We start from the raw sequence: 16,309 nt of genomic DNA on the forward strand, positions 1-16,309 counted from the left end.
CTGTGGCTAGGCTGCGGCGTCCTCCTCCGGCAGTGCCTCATGGACCTCAAAAGCGGGTATCCGTTCTGGGCGATACGCAACGGCCTGATGCAGGCGATGCCGAAACTGGACGCCGACCTGCGGTGCGAGGTGCTGGTCATCGGTGGGGGCATCACCGGGGCGTTGATCGCCGATGAATTGATCGCCCACGGTCACGAGGTCGTCGTCGTCGAACAGCGCGACATCGCCTGGGGCAGCACCGCCGCGAGCACCGCGCTGCTGCAGTACGAGATCGACACCCATCTGGTGGATCTCGCGCGGCGCTACGGCGAGGCCGACGCCGGCCTGGCCTATCGCGCCTGCGGCGAGGCGATCGATCTGCTGGCCGAACTCGCGCGGGGTGTGCGCGACGTGGATTTCGAGCGCACCGACAGCCTCTACTACGCCAGTCGCCGGCGTGACGTGCCGGCGCTGCAGGACGAGTGCGTCGCTCGCCGCCGCCACGGCTTCGAGGTCGACTATCTCGACGGCGCCGCGGTGAAGCAGCGCTACGGCTTCGACGCGCCGGCCGCGCTGCTGAGCACGCAGGCCGCCCAGGTCGATCCCTACCGCTTCGCCTCGCGCCTGCTGGGGCGCTGCGTGCGTCGCGGCGGCCAGGTCTTCGACCGCACACGAATCCTCGATCTGCAGCCGCGCAGCCGCGACGTGCTGGCGGTCACCGATGCCGGCATGCGCATCCGCGCCGGCCACGTCGTCGTCGCCGCCGGGTATGCCAGCCAGCAGTGGCTGCCCAAGCGCGTCGCACGCAACCGCAGCAGCTACGCCTTCGTCACTGACCCGCTCGACGCCGCATTGCCGGAGATACTGGCGCGCACCCTGGTCTGGGAGACCGCGCGGCCGTATCTCTACCTGCGCACCACCGCGGACCGGCGCCTGCTGATCGGCGGCGAGGACGACGACGTCGACATCCCCGCGCGCCGCGACCGCCGCGTCGACGCCAAGGCACGGCGCCTGATGAAACGCGTGGCGAAACTGTGGCCAGCACTCGATCTCAGCCCGACGTTCGCCTGGGCCGGCACCTTCGCCGAGACCGCGGACGGCCTGCCGTTCTTCGGCCCGCACGCCGCGACCGGCCCGCGCGTGCAGTACGCGATGGCCTACGGCGGCAACGGCATCACGTATTCGATGCTCGGCGCCGGTCTGCTGCGCGCCGCGATCGAGCGGCGCGCGCATCCGCTGGCACGGTTGTTCGGGTTCGATCGGGTCTGAGCGCCGTTGACGCAGGCGGGCGCGGATTCGATCATCGCGCGATGACCGTCCCGCGCAGCTGGCATCTCTACCTGCTCGAATGCCGCAACGGCAGCTGGTACGCCGGGATCACGAATGACCTCGACGCACGGTTCGCCGCCCACGTGGCCGGGCGCGGCGCCAAATACACCCGCGGCAATCCGCCGCTGCGCGTGCTCGCCAGTCGCGCCTATCCCGATCGCGCCAGTGCCTCGCGCGCCGAGTGGCAGCTCAAGCGCCAGCCGCGTGCGTGCAAGCTCGCTTGGTTGCAGGCCACGACCATCGCCGCGGATCTCGAGATCCGCGCCGGCGGCCTCGACGATCCGCGCGTCGTCGCCCTGCTGCAACTGCACCTGGCCGACATGGCCCTGCATTCGCCGCCCGGCAGCATCCATGCGCTGGATCTGTCCCGTCTGCGCGCGCCGGGCCTGTCGTTCTGGACCGCGTGGCGCGGCGACGCGCTCGCCGGCTGCGGCGCATTGAAGGATCTCGGCGACGGCCACGGCGAACTGAAATCCATGCGCACCGATCCCGCCCATCTGCGCCGCGGTGTTGCCGCCGCGATGCTCGCGCACCTGATGGCCACGGCCCGCGCGCAGGGCCTGCAGCGGCTGAGCCTGGAGACCGGCAGCGCGCCGGCGTTCGCCCCGGCGCACGCGCTGTACGCGCGGCACGGGTTCGTCGGCTGTGGCCCGTTCGGCGACTACGTCGAGGATCCCTTCAGCATCTTCATGACGCGGACGCTGTAGCCGGCGCGCCGATGCGCATGTCGCCGGTGTCGAGCCAGCGCTGGTGCCAGGACAGCGCCTCGGGCAGCAGGTGCGGGGTGTGCTTGCCGTAGCTGGTGCGGCAGGCACGGGCGAAGTAGTCGTCGAGCGCGTCGCGATAGTCCGGATGCGCGCAGCGGTCGATCAGCACGCGCGCGCGCTGCTTGGGCGACAGGCCGCGCAGGTCGGCGACGCCCTGCTCGGTGACGACGATCGAGACGTCGTGTTCGGTGTGGTCGACGTGGCTCACCATCGGCACCAGCGACGAGATGCTGCCGCCCTTGGCCGTGCTGGGCGACATGAAGATCGATAGGAAGCCGTTGCGCGCGAAATCCCCCGAGCCGCCGATCCCGTTCTGCATCCGCGAGCCCATGATGTGGGTGGAATTGACGTTGCCGTACAGGTCCACCTCGACCATGCCGTTCATGCCGATGCAGCCCAGACGTCGCACCAGTTCGGGATGGTTGGAGATTTCCTGGGTGCGCAGCAGGATGCGGTCGCGGTAGAAGGCGATGTCGCGCTTGAAGGTCGCGTTTGCCCACGGACTCAATGCGAAGCCCGTGCACGAGGCCGAGCGCAGTACGCCGGATTTGAGCAGGTCAAGCATGCCGTCCTGGATGACCTCGGTGAACGCGGTCAGGTCGCGGAAGCCGCTGCGTTCGAGCCCGGCGAGCACCGCATTGGGAATGTTGCCCACGCCCGACTGCAGCGGCAGCAATCGGGCCGGCATGCGGCCGCGCGCGACCTCGTGCTGCAGGAACTCGATCAGCAGTGCGGCGATGCGCTCGCTGGTCGCGTCGGTCGCCTTGAACGGACTGTTGCGGTCCGGCGCGTGGGTGCGGACGATCGCGACGATCTTGTCCGGATCCACCCGCAGCGCGGTCTCGCCGATGCGTTCGTCGGGATGTTCCAGCGGAATCGGCCGGCGCAGCGGCGGCAGCGCGGTGCCGTAGTAGATGTCGTGCATGCCCTCGAGTTCGGGCGGCTGCCAATCGTTGACCTCGACGATCACGCGCTTCGCCAGGTCCAGCCAGGTCTTGCTGTTGCCGACCGACGTGGAGGGCACGATGCCGCCGTCCTCGCGGATCGCGACGGCCTCGACCACCGCCACGTCGATGTCGCCGTAGAACCCGAACCAGGCGTTCTGCGCGACCTGGCTCAGGTGGGCGTCGATATACGCCAGGCTGCCGTCGTTGATGCGGCGGCGCGCGTCGGGATCGCTCTGGAACGGCAGCCGCAGCGCGAGCCCGTCGACCTTGGCCAGTGCGCCGTCGAGTTCGGGCGCGGTCGAGGCGCCGGTCAGCAGGCGGATCTGGAAGGCCTTACCCGCAAGGTGCGCGGCTTCGATGCGTGCGGCGAGCGCCAGCGGCACCGCCTTGGGGTAGCCCGAGCCGGTGAAGCCGCTCATCGCCACCGTCTGGCCCGGGGTGATCCAGGCGGCGGCCTGCTCGGCGCTGACCACGCGGTCGCGCAGCCCGGGCTGACGGATACGGTCGTCTGGCATCGGCGCGGTGTCCCGGAGGCGGATCGGTCGATTATCACCGGTGCGGAGCGGATGCCGCGCGGCGACGCACTGGCTATAGTCGTGCGCCACTCCGGAAAGGCGATCCCATGTCGCATGCGTCCTCGTCCGCGGCCCTGCCCACTATCGCCTGCGCGGCCGGCGGCACAGGCGGGCATCTGTTCCCGGCCGAGGCGTTGGCGCGCGAACTGCAGCGCCGCGGGCATCCGGTGGTGCTCTATACCGAGCGTCGCGGCGCGGCGTACACCCAGGCGCTGGCGGGGCTCGACCACGTCGTGCTGCCGGCGCGCAGTCTCGAAGGCGGCGTGGGCGGCAAGCTCGCCGCCGGCCTGACGATCCTGCGGGCGACCTGGCAGGCGCGCCGCGACATGCGCCGGCGCGACGTGCGCCTGCTGGTCGGTTTCGGCGGCTATCCGAGCTTCGCACCGGCGCTGGCGGCGAAGAGCCTGGCCCTGCCGCTGCTGCTGCACGAGCAGGGCGCGCGGCTGAGCCTGGCCAACCGCAAGCTGCTGCGGTTCGCCGATGGCGTGGCAACGTCGTTTCCGAACACCGCCGGTCTCGATGGCGTCGAGGCCGCGCGCATCTTCGACACCGGCAATCCGGTGCGCCAGGCCATCCTCGATGCACGGGGCGACTATCCGCCGCTCGCCGCCGACGCGCCGCTGCGTCTGCTGGTCGTGGGCGGCAGCCAGAGTGCACGCGTGTTCGGCGACGTGGTGCCGCCGGCGCTGCTGCAGCTGCCCGAATCCGTTCGCAGGCGCCTGCAGCTCTCGCTGCAGATGAAGGGTGAGGCCGTGGCGGATGTCGAGCGCGCGCTGCGCGCGGGCGGCATCGACGCGACCGTGCGGCCGTTCTTCGACGACATGGGCGCGCGCCTGCGCGATGCGCACCTGGTGATCACGCGCGCCGGCGCGACCACCGCCGCCGACCTGTTGACCGTCGGCCGGCCCGCGATCTTCGTGCCGATCCCCCACGGCGGTTCGCGCGACGAGCAGCGCCGCAACGCCGAGGCACTGGCCGCGGCCGGCGTGGGCTGGTGCGTGCCCGAGCCGGACTTCACCGCGGCGCATCTGACGGCGCTGCTGGCCGACGCGTTCGCATCGCCGTCGGTGCTGCCCGAAGCCGCGTGCGCCGCCGCCGCGCTCGGCCGACCGCAGGCCGCGGCGACGCTGGCCGATCGCGTCGTCGCCGTGCTGCACGCCCGCGCATGAGCACGCCGCGCAACGACGCCGATGTGCTGATCATTGGCGGCGGTCACAACGGGCTCGTCTGCGCCGCCTATCTCGCTGCCGCCGGCCTCGATGTGCGCGTGCTGGAGCGCCGGCGGATCGTCGGCGGCGCCGCGGTCACCGAAACCTTTCACCCCGGTTTCCGCAATTCGGTCGCCAGCTACACGGTCAGCCTGTTGAATCCGCAGGTGATCGCCGATCTGCGGCTGGTGCAGCACGGGCTGCGTGTGGTGGAGCGGCCGTTCTCGAACTTCCTGCCGCTGCCCGATGGCCGGGCGTTCCGCTTAGGCGGCGCGGACGGCCTGGCCGAGGTCGCGCGCTGGTCGCCGCGCGATGCCGCGCGTCTGCCGGCGTATTACGAAATGCTCGAGCGCGTGGTCGCGGTCTTGCGTGCGTTGATGACGCGCACGCCGCCGAACGTCAGCGACGGCTTCGTGCTCGCCGACTGGGTGAATTCGTGGGCCGTCGGCCGGCAGCTGAAACAGCTCGACATGCGCGGCCGCCGCGACCTGCTCGATCTGTTCACCAAATCCGCCGGCGAACTGCTCGACGACTGGTTCGAATCCGCGCCGTTGAAAGCCGCACTGGGCTGGGATTCGGTGGTCGGCAACTTCGCGAGTCCGTACACACCGGGCTCGGCCTACGTGCTGCTGCATCACGTGTTCGGCGAGGTCAACGGCAAGTCCGGCGTGTGGGGCCACGCGATCGGCGGCATGGGTGCGATCAGCGAGGCGATCGCGGCCGAGTGCCGCGCGCGCGGCGTGGTGATCGAGACCGATGCCGCGGTCGCGCAGGTGGAGGTCGAAGGCGGGCGCGCGGTGGGCGTTGTGCTGGACGACGGGCGCACGCTGCGCGCGGGCGCGATCGTCTCCAACCTCAATCCGAAACTGCTCTACCAGCACCTGGTGCCGCGCGACGCGCTCGACACCGATACCGCCGCGCGCATCGATCGCTACCGCTGCGGCTCGGGCACGTTCCGGATGAATGTCGCGCTGTCGGAACTGCCGGATTTCACCGCGGCGCCGGGCACCGCACTGCAGCCGCACCACCAGAGCGGCATCCTGATCGGGCCGTCGCTCGCGTACTTCGAGCGCGCGTACTTCGATGCGAAATCGCGCGAACACAATCCCGGCTGGGCGCGCGCGCCGATCGTCGAACTGGTGATCTCGTCCACGCTCGACGACAGCCTCGCGCCGCCCGGGCAGCACGTCGCCAGCCTGTTCTGCCAGCACGTCAATCCGGTGATGCCCGACGCGACCGGAGGTTGGGACGCGCACCGCGACACCGTCGCGCGGCTGATGATCGACACGGTCGATGCGGTCGCGCCGAACTTCGCGCGCAGCGTGCTCGGCTTCGAGGCGCTGACGCCGCTGGATCTCGAGCGCCGTTTCGGCCTCGTCGGCGGCGACATCTTCCACGGCAGCCTGGGCGCCGACCAGCTGTTCAGTGCGCGGCCGCTGCTGGGGCAGGGCAATTACCGCGGCGCGCTGCGCGGGCTTTATCTGTGCGGCTCGGGCACGCATCCGGGCGGCGGGGTGACCGGCCTGCCGGGACGCAACGCGGCGCGTGAACTGCTGATCGACCTGGGGCGCCGGCCGCGCCCCCGCTGAAGCCTCGCCGTGTTCAGCATTCGCGGCCGTTTTTGTACCCGCGGGTATCGTTTTGCACTGCAGCGTGCACAACGTCGCGCGCTCTTCCACTATCGCCCTGCACCCGACGTGGGGGAGGGAGCAAGCCCGTAACCGGTTCGCCGGAAGCGGGCTTTTTTTTGCCTGTCGATCGGGTGCCCGCCGCACTCGACGCCCGACAGGGCGGATGCGCGCCGGGACGTGGATGTCATCATCCGGGCCATGAGCACATCGCCCACCGACGCGCTGGACGCGCATCTCGCCCGCCAGCTGGCCCGTCTGCCCGACGCCGTCCGCGACGACCCGGCCGCCCTCGACCGGCTGCGCCGCGTCGCGCTCGCCAGCGATTTCGCACTCGACGTGCTGCAGCAGCAACCCGAGCTGCTCGATACCCTGCTGCGCACCGACGGGGACGCCGCGTTGCCCGCGCCGCGACTCGAACCGCAGGCGCAGGCCGATTGGCCGGCGCTGCTGCGGCGTTACCGGCGTGCCGGCTCGACCCGGCTGATCTGGCGCGACGTGCTCGGCCTCGACACCGTGTCGGACACGCTGGCCGGCAGCACCCGGCTCGCCGAGACCTGCCTCGCGCTCGCGCTCGATGCGCTGGAGGCCGCGTTCGCACAGCGCCATGGAGAAGTGCGCGATGGCGACGGCCGGCCGGTGCGGCTAGTCGTGTTCGGCCTGGGCAAGCTCGGCGGCGGCGAGCTGAACTTCAGTTCCGACATCGATCTCGTCTACGGCTTCGAATCCGGCGGCGAAAGTGACGGGGCGCGCCCGCTCGCGGCCGAGGACTATTTCACCCGCCTCGGCCAGCAGCTGGCGCGCCTGCTCGACGAGACCACGGCCGACGGGTTCTGCCACCGGGTCGACCTGCGCCTGCGGCCGTTCGGCAACGCCGGCCGCATCGCGCTGAGCTTCGCGGCGATGGAGCAGTACTTCCAGCGCGAGGGCCGCGACTGGGAACGCTACGCCTGGCAGAAGGCACGGCCGGTGGCCGGCGACATCGAGGCCGGCGAGCGGTTTCTCGCGCTACTGCGTCCGTTCGTCTACCGGCGCTATCTGGATTTCGGCGCGCTCGACGGCCTGCGCACGATGAAGGCGATGATCAGCGCCGAGGTCGCGCGCCAGGAACTCGCGGACGACATCAAGCGCGGCGACGGCGGCATCCGCGAGGTCGAATTCCTGGCCCAGGCGCTGCAGCTGATCCGCGGTGGCCGCGAGCCCGCACTGCGTGAGCGCCGCCTGCTGCCCGCGCTCGAGGCGCTGCATGCGGCCGGGCAGGTCTCGGACGAGGCGCTGACGCGCCTGCGCGTTGCGTACCTGTGCCTGCGCCGGGTGGAGAACCGGCTGCAGATGCTGCGCGACGCGCAGACCCACGTGCTGCCGGCCGATCCGCTGGACCGCCTGCGCATCGCGACCGGTCTCGGCGTCGACGACTGGGCGGCCCTGCACGCGGAACTCGCGCGCCAGCGGAGCCACATCGCGCACGAATTCGATGCCCTGCTCGCCGTGCGCAGCCAGCAACGCGCGCCCGAGGCCGACAGCGACCTCGCCGCCTGGTGGCGCGCGCTGCCCGAGGGCGGGGATCCGTCCACGTTGGCCGCGGCCGGGTTCGACGATGCCCGCAACGTCGATGCCGCGCTGCGCGATTTCGCCCGCTCGCCCAGCGTGCGCGACCTCTCCGACATCGCGCGCGCGCGGCTCGACCGCCTGATGCCCGTGCTGCTGCAGGCCTCCGCACCGGCGGACCGGCCGCTGCAGGCGGTTCGCCGGCTGCTCGCGGTGTTGCACAACCTGCTGCGGCGGGCGAGTTACCTCGCGCTGCTCGACGAGCAGCCCGCGGCGCTGGCGCGGCTGGTCGGCCTGGTCACGCGCAGCGCGTTCCTGGCCGAGCGGCTGGCCGCGCATCCGCTGCTGCTCGACGAACTGCTGGACGCACGCGTTGAAGGCGAGTTGCCCGATCGCGATGCGCTGGCCACGCAGTGCGCGCGTGCGCTCCGGCAGGGCGATCTCGAAGCGGCGCTGTTCATGCTCAACGAGGTGCGCCAGCAGCTGAGTTTCCGCATCGCGCTGGCCACGCTCGATCGCCGGCTCGACGCGCAGACCGCCACCCGACAGCTCGCCTGGCTCGCGGATGCGGTCGTGGACGGGGTGCTGACGCTGGCGCGGCGGGACCTCGAACGCGCCCACGGGCGTGTGCCCGACGCCCGCTTCGCGGTGATCGGCTACGGCAGCCTGGGCGGCGAAGAACTCGGCTTCGGCTCGGATCTCGATCTCGTCTTCCTCTACGACGCGCCGCCCGATGCGCAGTCGACGGGCGCCCGCCCGCTCGACGCCCAGCGCTGGGCCTCACGCCTGGCGCAGAAGGTGGTCAACCTGCTCGGAACCGTGACCGGGGGCGGCCGCCTGTACGACGTGGATGTCCGCCTGCGGCCCGACGGCGGCAAGGGCCTGCTGGTCTCGTCGCTGGCCAGCTATGCGGAATACCAGCGCGAGCGGGCGTGGACCTGGGAGCACCAGGCACTGGTGCGCGCGCGCTTCGTCGCCGGCGATGACGCAATGGAGCCGGCATTCGAGACGGTGCGTCGCGACACGCTGGCGCGCCCGCGGGACGCCGCCGCCATCCGTGACGACGTGGCCGCCATGCGGCGCAGGATGCGGGCCGAGCTCGATCGTTCGACCGCGGCGCGCTTCGACCTCAAGCAGGGCGAGGGCGGGCTGGTCGACCTGGAGTTCTTGGTCCAGTGCCTGGTGTTGCAGTCCGCGCATGCCGCGCCGGTCCTGTTGCAGCCGCGCGCGACGCCGCCACTGCTGGATGCGGCCGTGGAGGCCGGCCTGGTCGCCCCGGCGGACCGGGATGCGTTGCAGGCCGCCCACGCCACGCTGGTCGCGGCGGGCGTGGACTGCATGCTCGACCGTCGTCCCCGGCTCGCGGCGCCCTCGGACGAGCTCCAGTCCGCCCGTGAAACGATCCGTCGCATTGCCGGCTGGACCTGAATGCGGTGATCTTCATCGTCGGTTTCCTGCGCTCCCTGCACACTTTCCTGGTCCCGCTGGCGGACGGCGATCATGAGATCGCGTCGCCTCCGGGCGCCCCTTGCAAGCGCCGTGAACCATCCCGATGTCGACACAGCGTCGGGCAGCTGAACGTTCCACCCTTGGAACGTACGGAACTTTCCGCGCCCTTAGCAGTCATATCCATCGACTGCTAACATCCCTTCCCATGAGCACGCAGACGATGACCCACGCCCTGGTTGCCAACAGCCTGCCGATCCCCAGCCCGCTGGGTTCGCTCGACGCCTACATCGGTGCCGTGCACCAGATCCCGGTGCTGACGGTCGACGACGAGCAGACCCTGGCCCGGCGCTACCGCGACGACGACGACCTCGACGCCGCGCGCGAGCTGGTGCATTCGCACCTGCGCTTCGTCGTGCACGTGGCCCGCGGCTACAACGGCTACGGCCTGCCGCTGGGTGACCTGATCCAGGAAGGCAACATCGGCCTGATGAAGGCGGTCAAGCGCTTCGACCCCGACGTCGGTGTGCGCCTGGTGAGCTTTGCCGTGCACTGGATCCGTGCCGAGATGCACGAGTTCATCCTGAAGAACTGGCGCATCGTCAAGGTCGCCACGACCAAGGCGCAGCGCAAGCTGTTCTTCAACCTGCGCAAGTCCAAGACGCGTCTGGGCTGGCTCAATGCGGCCGAAGTGCGCGCCGTGGCCGCCGATCTCAACGTGTCCGAGCGCGAGGTGCTGGAGATGGAGTCGCGCCTGTCGGGCCGCGACATCGGCTTCGACGCGCCTGCGGGCGAGGACGACGACAACGCGCCGCCGGCGCCGGTCGCCTATCTCGTCGCTCAGGACGAGGATCCGGCGCAGGCCTACGAGCGCAACGACAGCGAGGGCAGCAAGCTCGACCTCCTGCGCGAAGGCCTGTCCAAGCTCGACGCGCGCTCGCGCGACATCATCCGCCGCCGCTGGCTGGACGATGAAAACAAGGTGACGCTGCAGGAACTCGCCGACGAGTACGGCGTGTCCGCCGAGCGTATCCGTCAGGTGGAAGCCAACGCGCTGAAGAAGATGAAGGCGCTGTTCGCGGCCTGATCCTTTTTCCAGTTGCGACACACGATACGGCCCGCGCAAGCGGGCCGTATCGGTTTCGGCGGCAGCGTGTCAGCAACGCCAGCGGGCGACCGCTCTCACCACTTGAACAGCACCAGACTGATCGCCAGCGCCGCCATGCCGGCGACCAGGCCGTAGACCGTCTCGTGGCCCTTGGCGTAGCGCTTGGCGGCGGGCAGCAGTTCGTCGAGGGCGAGGAAGACCATGACGCCCGCGATCAGGCCGAAGACGACGCCGAAGACCGGCTCGGACAGGAACGGGCGCAGCACCGCGTAGCCGATCAATGCGCCGACCGGTTCGGCCAGGCCCGACAGCAGGCACGCGAGGAACGCGTAGAGCTTGTTGTTGGTGGCGAAGTAGACCGGCACCGCGATCGCGATGCCTTCGGGAATGTTGTGGATCGCGATCGCGAACGCCAGCGGCATGCCGACGCCGGGGTTCTCCAGCGTGGCGAAGAAGGTCGCCAGGCCTTCTGGGAAGTTGTGCGCGGTGATCGCGACCGCCGTCAGCAGGCCGACGCGCTTGACGTAGCTGGTGTTGTGCTCGCGAAAGTAGGGGTCGTCGACTTCCAGCCGTTCGTGCGGGTTCGGCACCAGCCGGTCGATGGTGACGATGAACAGCACGCCGCCGAGGAACGACAGCGTGCCCCAGGTGAAACCGAGCTGCTGGCCGTAGGCGTTGGTGAAGGCCTGCACCGATTTGTCGAGGATCTCGGTCAGCGACACGTAGACCATCGCGCCAGCGGCGAATGCGAGGCCGAAGGCCAGCAGGCGCGCGTTGGGCTGCTTGGCGAAGAGCACCAGCAGGCTGCCGAGTCCGGTCGCCAGGCCAGCCGCGGTGGTCACCGCGAGCGCGATCCAGAAGTTGTGGGACGAGATGTCGATCATGGCGCGGACGGGCCGGAGCGGGGGAAGGGCGCGCGGCTCAGTCCGACGACGGATCCGGGTGCGACGGGCGCGGCGCCATGCTAGCCGAAGCGTCGAGCGTGGTGTCCTCGACATCGGCGTCGGGCCCGACCTCGGGCGCGGGCCCGAAGATGATCCGCGCCGCGCGCTGGTAGGTCCAGTACGCCATCGTCCAGTTCAGCAGCACGACCACCCGATTGCGGAAGCCGATCAGGAAGAACACGTGGGCGATCAGCCAGAACCACCAGGCGATGGCTCCGGACAGCTTCAGCTTGCCGACGTGGACCACGGCGGCCATGCGGCCGATGGTCGCGAGATTGCCGAAGTCGCGATAGACGAACGGCGCGCGGGGCCGGCCGCGCAAGCCGGCGCGGATGTTCGCCGCGACATGCCGGCCCATCTGCTTGGCCGCCGGCGCCACGCCCGGGACCGGGCGGCCGTTGCTCTCGACGGCGGCGAGATCGCCGGCGACGAAGATGTCCGGGTGCCCGGGCACCGACAGGTCCTGCGCCACGCACACGCGGCCGGCACGGTCGCGCGGTGCATCGAGCAGTGCGCCCAACGGCGAGGCGGCGACACCGGCCGCCCAGATCACCGTGCGTGCGGCGATGCGCGTGTCGCCGAGGCAGAAGCCCTCGGCGTCGATATCTTCGACCGGCGTGCCGGTCAGCACCTCGACGCCGAGCTTCTCGAGCTGGCGCTGCGCGCGCTGCGACAGGTCCTCGGGGAACGAGGCCAGTACGCGCGGCCCGGCCTCGACCAGCCGCACCTTCGCGGCCGCGGGGTCGATGTTGCGGAACTCGCTGCGCAGCGTGTGCCGGGCGATCTCGGCCAGCGTGCCGGCGAGTTCGACGCCGGTCGGTCCGCCGCCGACGACGGCGAAGCTGAGCCAGGCCGCGCGCTGCTCCGGATCGGTCTCTGCTTCGGCGCGCTCGAATGCGAGCAGCAGTCGACGGCGCAGCAGCAGCGCGTCGTCGAGCGTCTTCAGGCCCGGCGCATGCGCGGCCCAGTGGTCGTTGCCGAAATAGGCGTGGGTGGCGCCGCTGGCGAGCAGCAGCTGGTCGAAGCCGAGGGTCTGGCCGCCGTCGAGGCGCAACGTGCGCGCGTCCGCATCGATGCCTTCGACCTCGGCCAGGCGCACTTCGACGTTGTCCTGGCCGCGCAGGATGTGGCGCAGCGGCGCGGCGATGTCGGGCGCCGAGAGCCCCGCCGTCGCCACCTGGTAGAGCAGCGGCTGGAACAGGTGATGGTTGCCGCGGTCGATCAGCGTGATCCGCACCGGATCACGCGCCAGCGCGCGCGCGGCCCAGAGGCCGGCGAAGCCGCCGCCGACGATGACCACGTGGGGGGAACGATCGGAATTCGACATGGGCCGACGTGCGTATGATGGACCGGCTGATTGTAGGTGGGCGGCCGCAATGTCCTGTCAGGACGCGTGGTGCGCGCGCGATGGAGCACGCTGTGGATAGCCGTCGCGCGATGGCGATCGTGCATCGCGTTCGAGAACCACGCGTGTAGGAGTGCGCTTGCGCGCGATGTTTTCCGCAACATCCCTTCGCGCGCAAGCGCGCTCCTACACGGGCGGCAGGGGCTGTGCAGATGCAGTGTGGTGTTCGAAGACCCGCGTGCTGCACGTCGACGGCATCCGGACGATGCGTGGAGATAGCGAAGCGTCGATGCGCCGTCCGCCTTCGTCGAAGGCGTCGGGAGCGCCGCATCCGTAGGAGCGCGCTCGCGCGCGATGGGGCATTCGATGGACACCCCATCCCGCGCGTATTCGACCCCGCGGTGGCGGCAGGGCGCGCCGGCGCGCAGGCCGGCGCGTTGCCTCAAAGCCGTGCGCGCTGCGCGGCGAGGGCGTCGTGTTGCGCGGTCCAGTCGGCGAGGCGCTGGCGCTCCTGGTCGACGACCGCCGCCGGCACCTTGTCGCTGAACTTCTCCAGCTTGGCGGCACTCTTGTCCTTCTCCGCGCCGATCCGGGCGATCTCCTTGTCGAGACGCGCGCGTTCGGCATCCAGATCGACCAGGCCTTCGAGCGGCACGAACAGCGCCAGCTCGCCGACCAGGGCCGAGGCGGCCGGTGGCGGGTCGCCGTCGAGCGTCTCGATCGCGGACAGGCGCGTCAGGAAGCGCAACTGCGAGGCGAAGCGCTGCACGCGCGCGTCATCGTTGGCGTTCCCGGCGCGCACCAGCAGCGGCACCTGCTTCGACGGCGACACGCCCAGCTCGCTGCGGATGCGACGCAGTGCGCCGACCATCTGCTTGAGCCATTCGACATCGGTGGAGGCCTGCGCATACGAGGCCATCAGCGCGGCATCGGCCGCGGGGTACGGCCGCAGCGAAATCGTCGCGGCCTCGATGCCGATCCGCGGCGCGACCTCGCGCCACAGTTCCTCGGTGACGAACGGGATCAGCGGATGCAGCAGGCGCAGCAGCGATTCGAGCACGTGCAGCAGCGTGTGGCGGGTGCTGTTCGCGGCTGCGGCGTCTTCGCCGAGCAGTGCGGGCTTGGCGAGCTCGACGAACCAGTCGCAGAAATCGTTCCACGCGAATTCGTACAGCGTCTGTGCGAGCAGGTCGAAGCGGTAGCTGGTGAAATGCGCGCGTGCCTCGTCGGCGGTCGTCGCCAGTCGCGCCAGGATCCACTTCTCCGCGTCGGTCGTCGGCTCGGGCGCACCCTCGGCGCTGAAGCCTTCGGTGTTCATCAGCACGAAGCGCGTCGCGTTCCACAGCTTGTTGCAGAAATTCTTGTAGCCCTCGGCGCGGCCGAGATCGAACTTGATGTCGCGGCCTGGGCCGGCCAGCGCGGCCATCGTGAAGCGCAGCGGGTCGGCGCCGTGGGCGATGATCCCGTCCGGGAATTCCTTGCGCGTCGCTTTCTCGATCTTCGGCGCGTCCTTGGGCTTCATCAGCCCGGTGGTGCGCTTGGCGACGAGGTCTTCGATGCTGATGCCGTCGATGATGTCGAGCGGATCGAGCACGTTGCCCTTCGACTTCGACATCTTCTGGCCGTCGCGGTCGCGCACCAGGCCGGTCATGTAGACGTCGCGGAACGGCACCTGGCCGGTCAGGTGATCGGTCAGCATGATCATCCGGGCGACCCAGAAGAAGATGATGTCGAACCCGGTGACGAGCACGCTCGACGGCACGAAGTGCTCGAAGCCGCGCTCGGCCATCGCGGTCTCGTCCGGCCAGCCCATCGTGTTGATCGGCCACAGGCCCGACGAGAACCAGGTCTCGAGCACGTCGGTGTCCTGGGTCAGCACGACATCGGCGCCGAGTCCGTTGCGCGCACGCGCTTCGGCCTCGTCGCGGCCGACGTAGGGCGTGCCGTCGGCGTCGTACCACGCCGGAATGCGATGGCCCCACCACAGCTGGCGGCTGATGCACCAGTCCTGGATGTTCTCCATCCAGTGGCGATAGGTGCTGGTCCAGTTCGGCGGCACGAACTTCACTTCGCCGCTCTCGACGAGATCCATGCCGCGCTTGGCGAAGCCGTCCATCGCGACGAACCACTGGTCGGTCAGATACGGCTCGATGACCTGACCGGTGCGGTCGCCGCGGGGGACCTGCAGCTTGTGCGGCTTGGTTTCCACAAGGAAACCGCCGGCTTCGAGATCGGCGAGCACGGCCTTGCGCGCGTCGAAGCGATCGAGGCCGCGGTACCTCGAAGAGATGTCTACGAGACTGGCATCGTCCCGGAGTGCTCCTTCCAGAGCATCCATCGGCGTTTGCGCTATAGACCCATAGTTGGCGCCTTCCTCTGCGCCTACGATCTTCGCTTCTGGAGTCAGGATGTTGATGAGCCCCCGGTTCGGAAGCTGGTCGAAGACGCCCGTGTCCACGTGCCGTTGCCACACCGCGTAATCGTTGAAATCGTGCGCGGGCGTGACCTTGACTACGCCGGTTCCGAACGCGCGGTCGACGTAGCCGTCGCCGATCACCGGAACCCGTCGGCCGGTCAGCGGCAGCACGACGGACTTGCCGATCAGATGCGCGTAGCGCGCGTCATCCGGATGCACCATCGCCGCGGTGTCGCCGAGCATGGTTTCCGGACGTGTCGTCGCCACGACGAGATAGTCACGCGTCTCGCGCAGCGTCTCGTTGCCATCGGCATCGACTTCGACGTGCTCGTAGCTCTCGCCATCAGCCAGCGGGTAGCGGATCGACCACAGCGAGCCGTCTTCTTCCTCGCTGACGACCTCGAGATCGGAGATCGCCGTCTTGAGCACCGGATCCCAATTGACCAGACGCTGGCCGCGATAGATCAGGCCCTCCTCGTGCAGACGCACGAAGGCCTCGACTACCGCCTGCGAGGGCAGCGGATCCATCGTGAAGGTCTTGCGCGACCAGTCGCCCGACGCACCGAGGCGGCGCATCTGGCGCTCGATCGTGTCGCCGGACTGGCCCTTCCACTCCCACACCTTCTCGATGAAGCCCTCGCGGCCCAGCGAGTCGCGGGTCTCTCCTTTGCCTTCGAGCGCGAGGTTGCGCGAGACGACCATCTCGGTCGCGATACCGGCATGGTCGGTGCCCATCTGCCACAGCGTGCGGTGCCCGAGCATGCGGTGGTAGCGGATCAGCGCGTCCTGCAGCGTGTGCTGGAAGGCGTGGCCCATGTGCAGCGTGCCGGTGACGTTCGGCGGCGGCAGCAGGATCGTGTAGGCCGGGCCGTCGCCCTGCGGCTGGAAGACGCCGGTCTTCTCCCATTCCGCGTACAGGCGGGCTTCGAAGGTGCCGGGGTCGTAGCTTTGGGCGAGGGGCATAGGGGCCGGGATTTGGAATTGGGGATTGGGGATGGGAAGAGCGGGGAGTCCGGCTGGGCGGAATTCGCTGTTCGAATCCCCAATCCCCAATCCCGAATCCCCGCTT

Annotated in this window: 10 protein-coding genes and 1 pseudogene; 7 read left to right on the top strand and 4 right to left on the bottom strand. The window is 69.9% G+C overall.

Features of this window, described 5'->3' with window-relative positions; translation table 11 throughout:
- The first annotated feature begins 39 nt into the window (after positions 1-39).
- The 3 genes and pseudogenes from ACF3M1_RS02890 to ACF3M1_RS02900 all read left to right on the top strand — a co-directional run bounded on the left by ACF3M1_RS02890 (position 40) and on the right by ACF3M1_RS02900 (position 2,015).
- Positions 40-1,248, top strand: a complete 1,209-nt coding sequence (locus ACF3M1_RS02890; RefSeq protein WP_394003767.1) for an NAD(P)/FAD-dependent oxidoreductase — start codon at positions 40-42, stop codon at positions 1,246-1,248.
- Between the two features lie 41 nt (positions 1,249-1,289).
- Positions 1,290-1,541 (top strand): annotated as a pseudogene (locus tag ACF3M1_RS02895) (GIY-YIG nuclease family protein); the annotation flags it as partial.
- Complete coding sequence (locus ACF3M1_RS02900; RefSeq protein WP_394005155.1) at positions 1,533-2,015, top strand: GNAT family N-acetyltransferase; 483 nt, start codon at positions 1,533-1,535, stop codon at positions 2,013-2,015. The pseudogene ACF3M1_RS02895 and the gene ACF3M1_RS02900, both read left to right, overlap by 9 nt.
- Here the strand turns inward: ACF3M1_RS02900 and ACF3M1_RS02905 are convergent.
- Complete coding sequence (locus ACF3M1_RS02905) at positions 1,996-3,537, bottom strand: acetyl-CoA hydrolase/transferase family protein (protein ID WP_394003769.1); 1,542 nt, start codon at positions 3,535-3,537, stop codon at positions 1,996-1,998. The two genes, ACF3M1_RS02900 and ACF3M1_RS02905, sit on opposite strands and share 20 nt — an antisense overlap.
- 107 nt (positions 3,538-3,644) lie before the next feature.
- Here ACF3M1_RS02905 and ACF3M1_RS02910 point away from each other — a divergent pair, with 107 nt between their 5' ends.
- The 4 genes from ACF3M1_RS02910 (at position 3,645) to rpoH (ending at position 10,514) form a co-directional block, all read left to right on the top strand.
- Entirely contained in the window at positions 3,645-4,766 is a 1,122-nt protein-coding gene (locus tag ACF3M1_RS02910; protein WP_394003771.1) for a UDP-N-acetylglucosamine--N-acetylmuramyl-(pentapeptide) pyrophosphoryl-undecaprenol N-acetylglucosamine transferase, read from the top strand.
- A complete protein-coding gene (locus tag ACF3M1_RS02915) occupies positions 4,763-6,394 on the top strand; it encodes a phytoene desaturase family protein (RefSeq protein ID WP_394003773.1) in 1,632 nt (543 codons plus the stop codon). Before ACF3M1_RS02910 ends, ACF3M1_RS02915 begins: the two co-directional genes overlap by 4 nt.
- A gap of 240 nt (positions 6,395-6,634) precedes the next feature.
- Entirely contained in the window at positions 6,635-9,409 is a 2,775-nt protein-coding gene (gene glnE, locus ACF3M1_RS02920; protein WP_394003775.1) for a bifunctional [glutamate--ammonia ligase]-adenylyl-L-tyrosine phosphorylase/[glutamate--ammonia-ligase] adenylyltransferase, read from the top strand.
- Positions 9,410-9,635: 226 nt separating this feature from the next.
- Positions 9,636-10,514, top strand: a complete 879-nt coding sequence (rpoH, locus tag ACF3M1_RS02925) for an RNA polymerase sigma factor RpoH (RefSeq protein ID WP_394003777.1) — start codon at positions 9,636-9,638, stop codon at positions 10,512-10,514.
- A 95-nt stretch (positions 10,515-10,609) separates the two neighbouring features.
- Here the strand turns inward: rpoH and zupT are convergent, their stop codons facing one another.
- The 3 genes from zupT to ACF3M1_RS02940 all read right to left on the bottom strand — a co-directional run bounded on the left by zupT (position 10,610) and on the right by ACF3M1_RS02940 (position 16,203).
- Positions 10,610-11,419, bottom strand: a complete 810-nt coding sequence (gene zupT / locus ACF3M1_RS02930; RefSeq protein WP_394003779.1) for a zinc transporter ZupT — start codon at positions 11,417-11,419, stop codon at positions 10,610-10,612.
- Positions 11,420-11,456: 37 nt separating this feature from the next.
- Positions 11,457-12,806, bottom strand: a complete 1,350-nt coding sequence (locus tag ACF3M1_RS02935) for an NAD(P)/FAD-dependent oxidoreductase (RefSeq protein ID WP_394003781.1) — start codon at positions 12,804-12,806, stop codon at positions 11,457-11,459.
- A 460-nt stretch (positions 12,807-13,266) separates the two neighbouring features.
- Positions 13,267-16,203: a valine--tRNA ligase gene (locus ACF3M1_RS02940; protein WP_394003783.1), complete on the bottom strand. Its 2,937-nt coding sequence runs from the start codon at positions 16,201-16,203 to the stop codon at positions 13,267-13,269.
- Between the last annotated feature and the right edge of the window lie 106 nt (positions 16,204-16,309).

This window comes from Luteimonas sp. WGS1318 (assembly GCF_043187535.1).
In the GTDB taxonomy this organism is placed as follows: Bacteria; Pseudomonadota; Gammaproteobacteria; order Xanthomonadales; family Xanthomonadaceae; genus Luteimonas.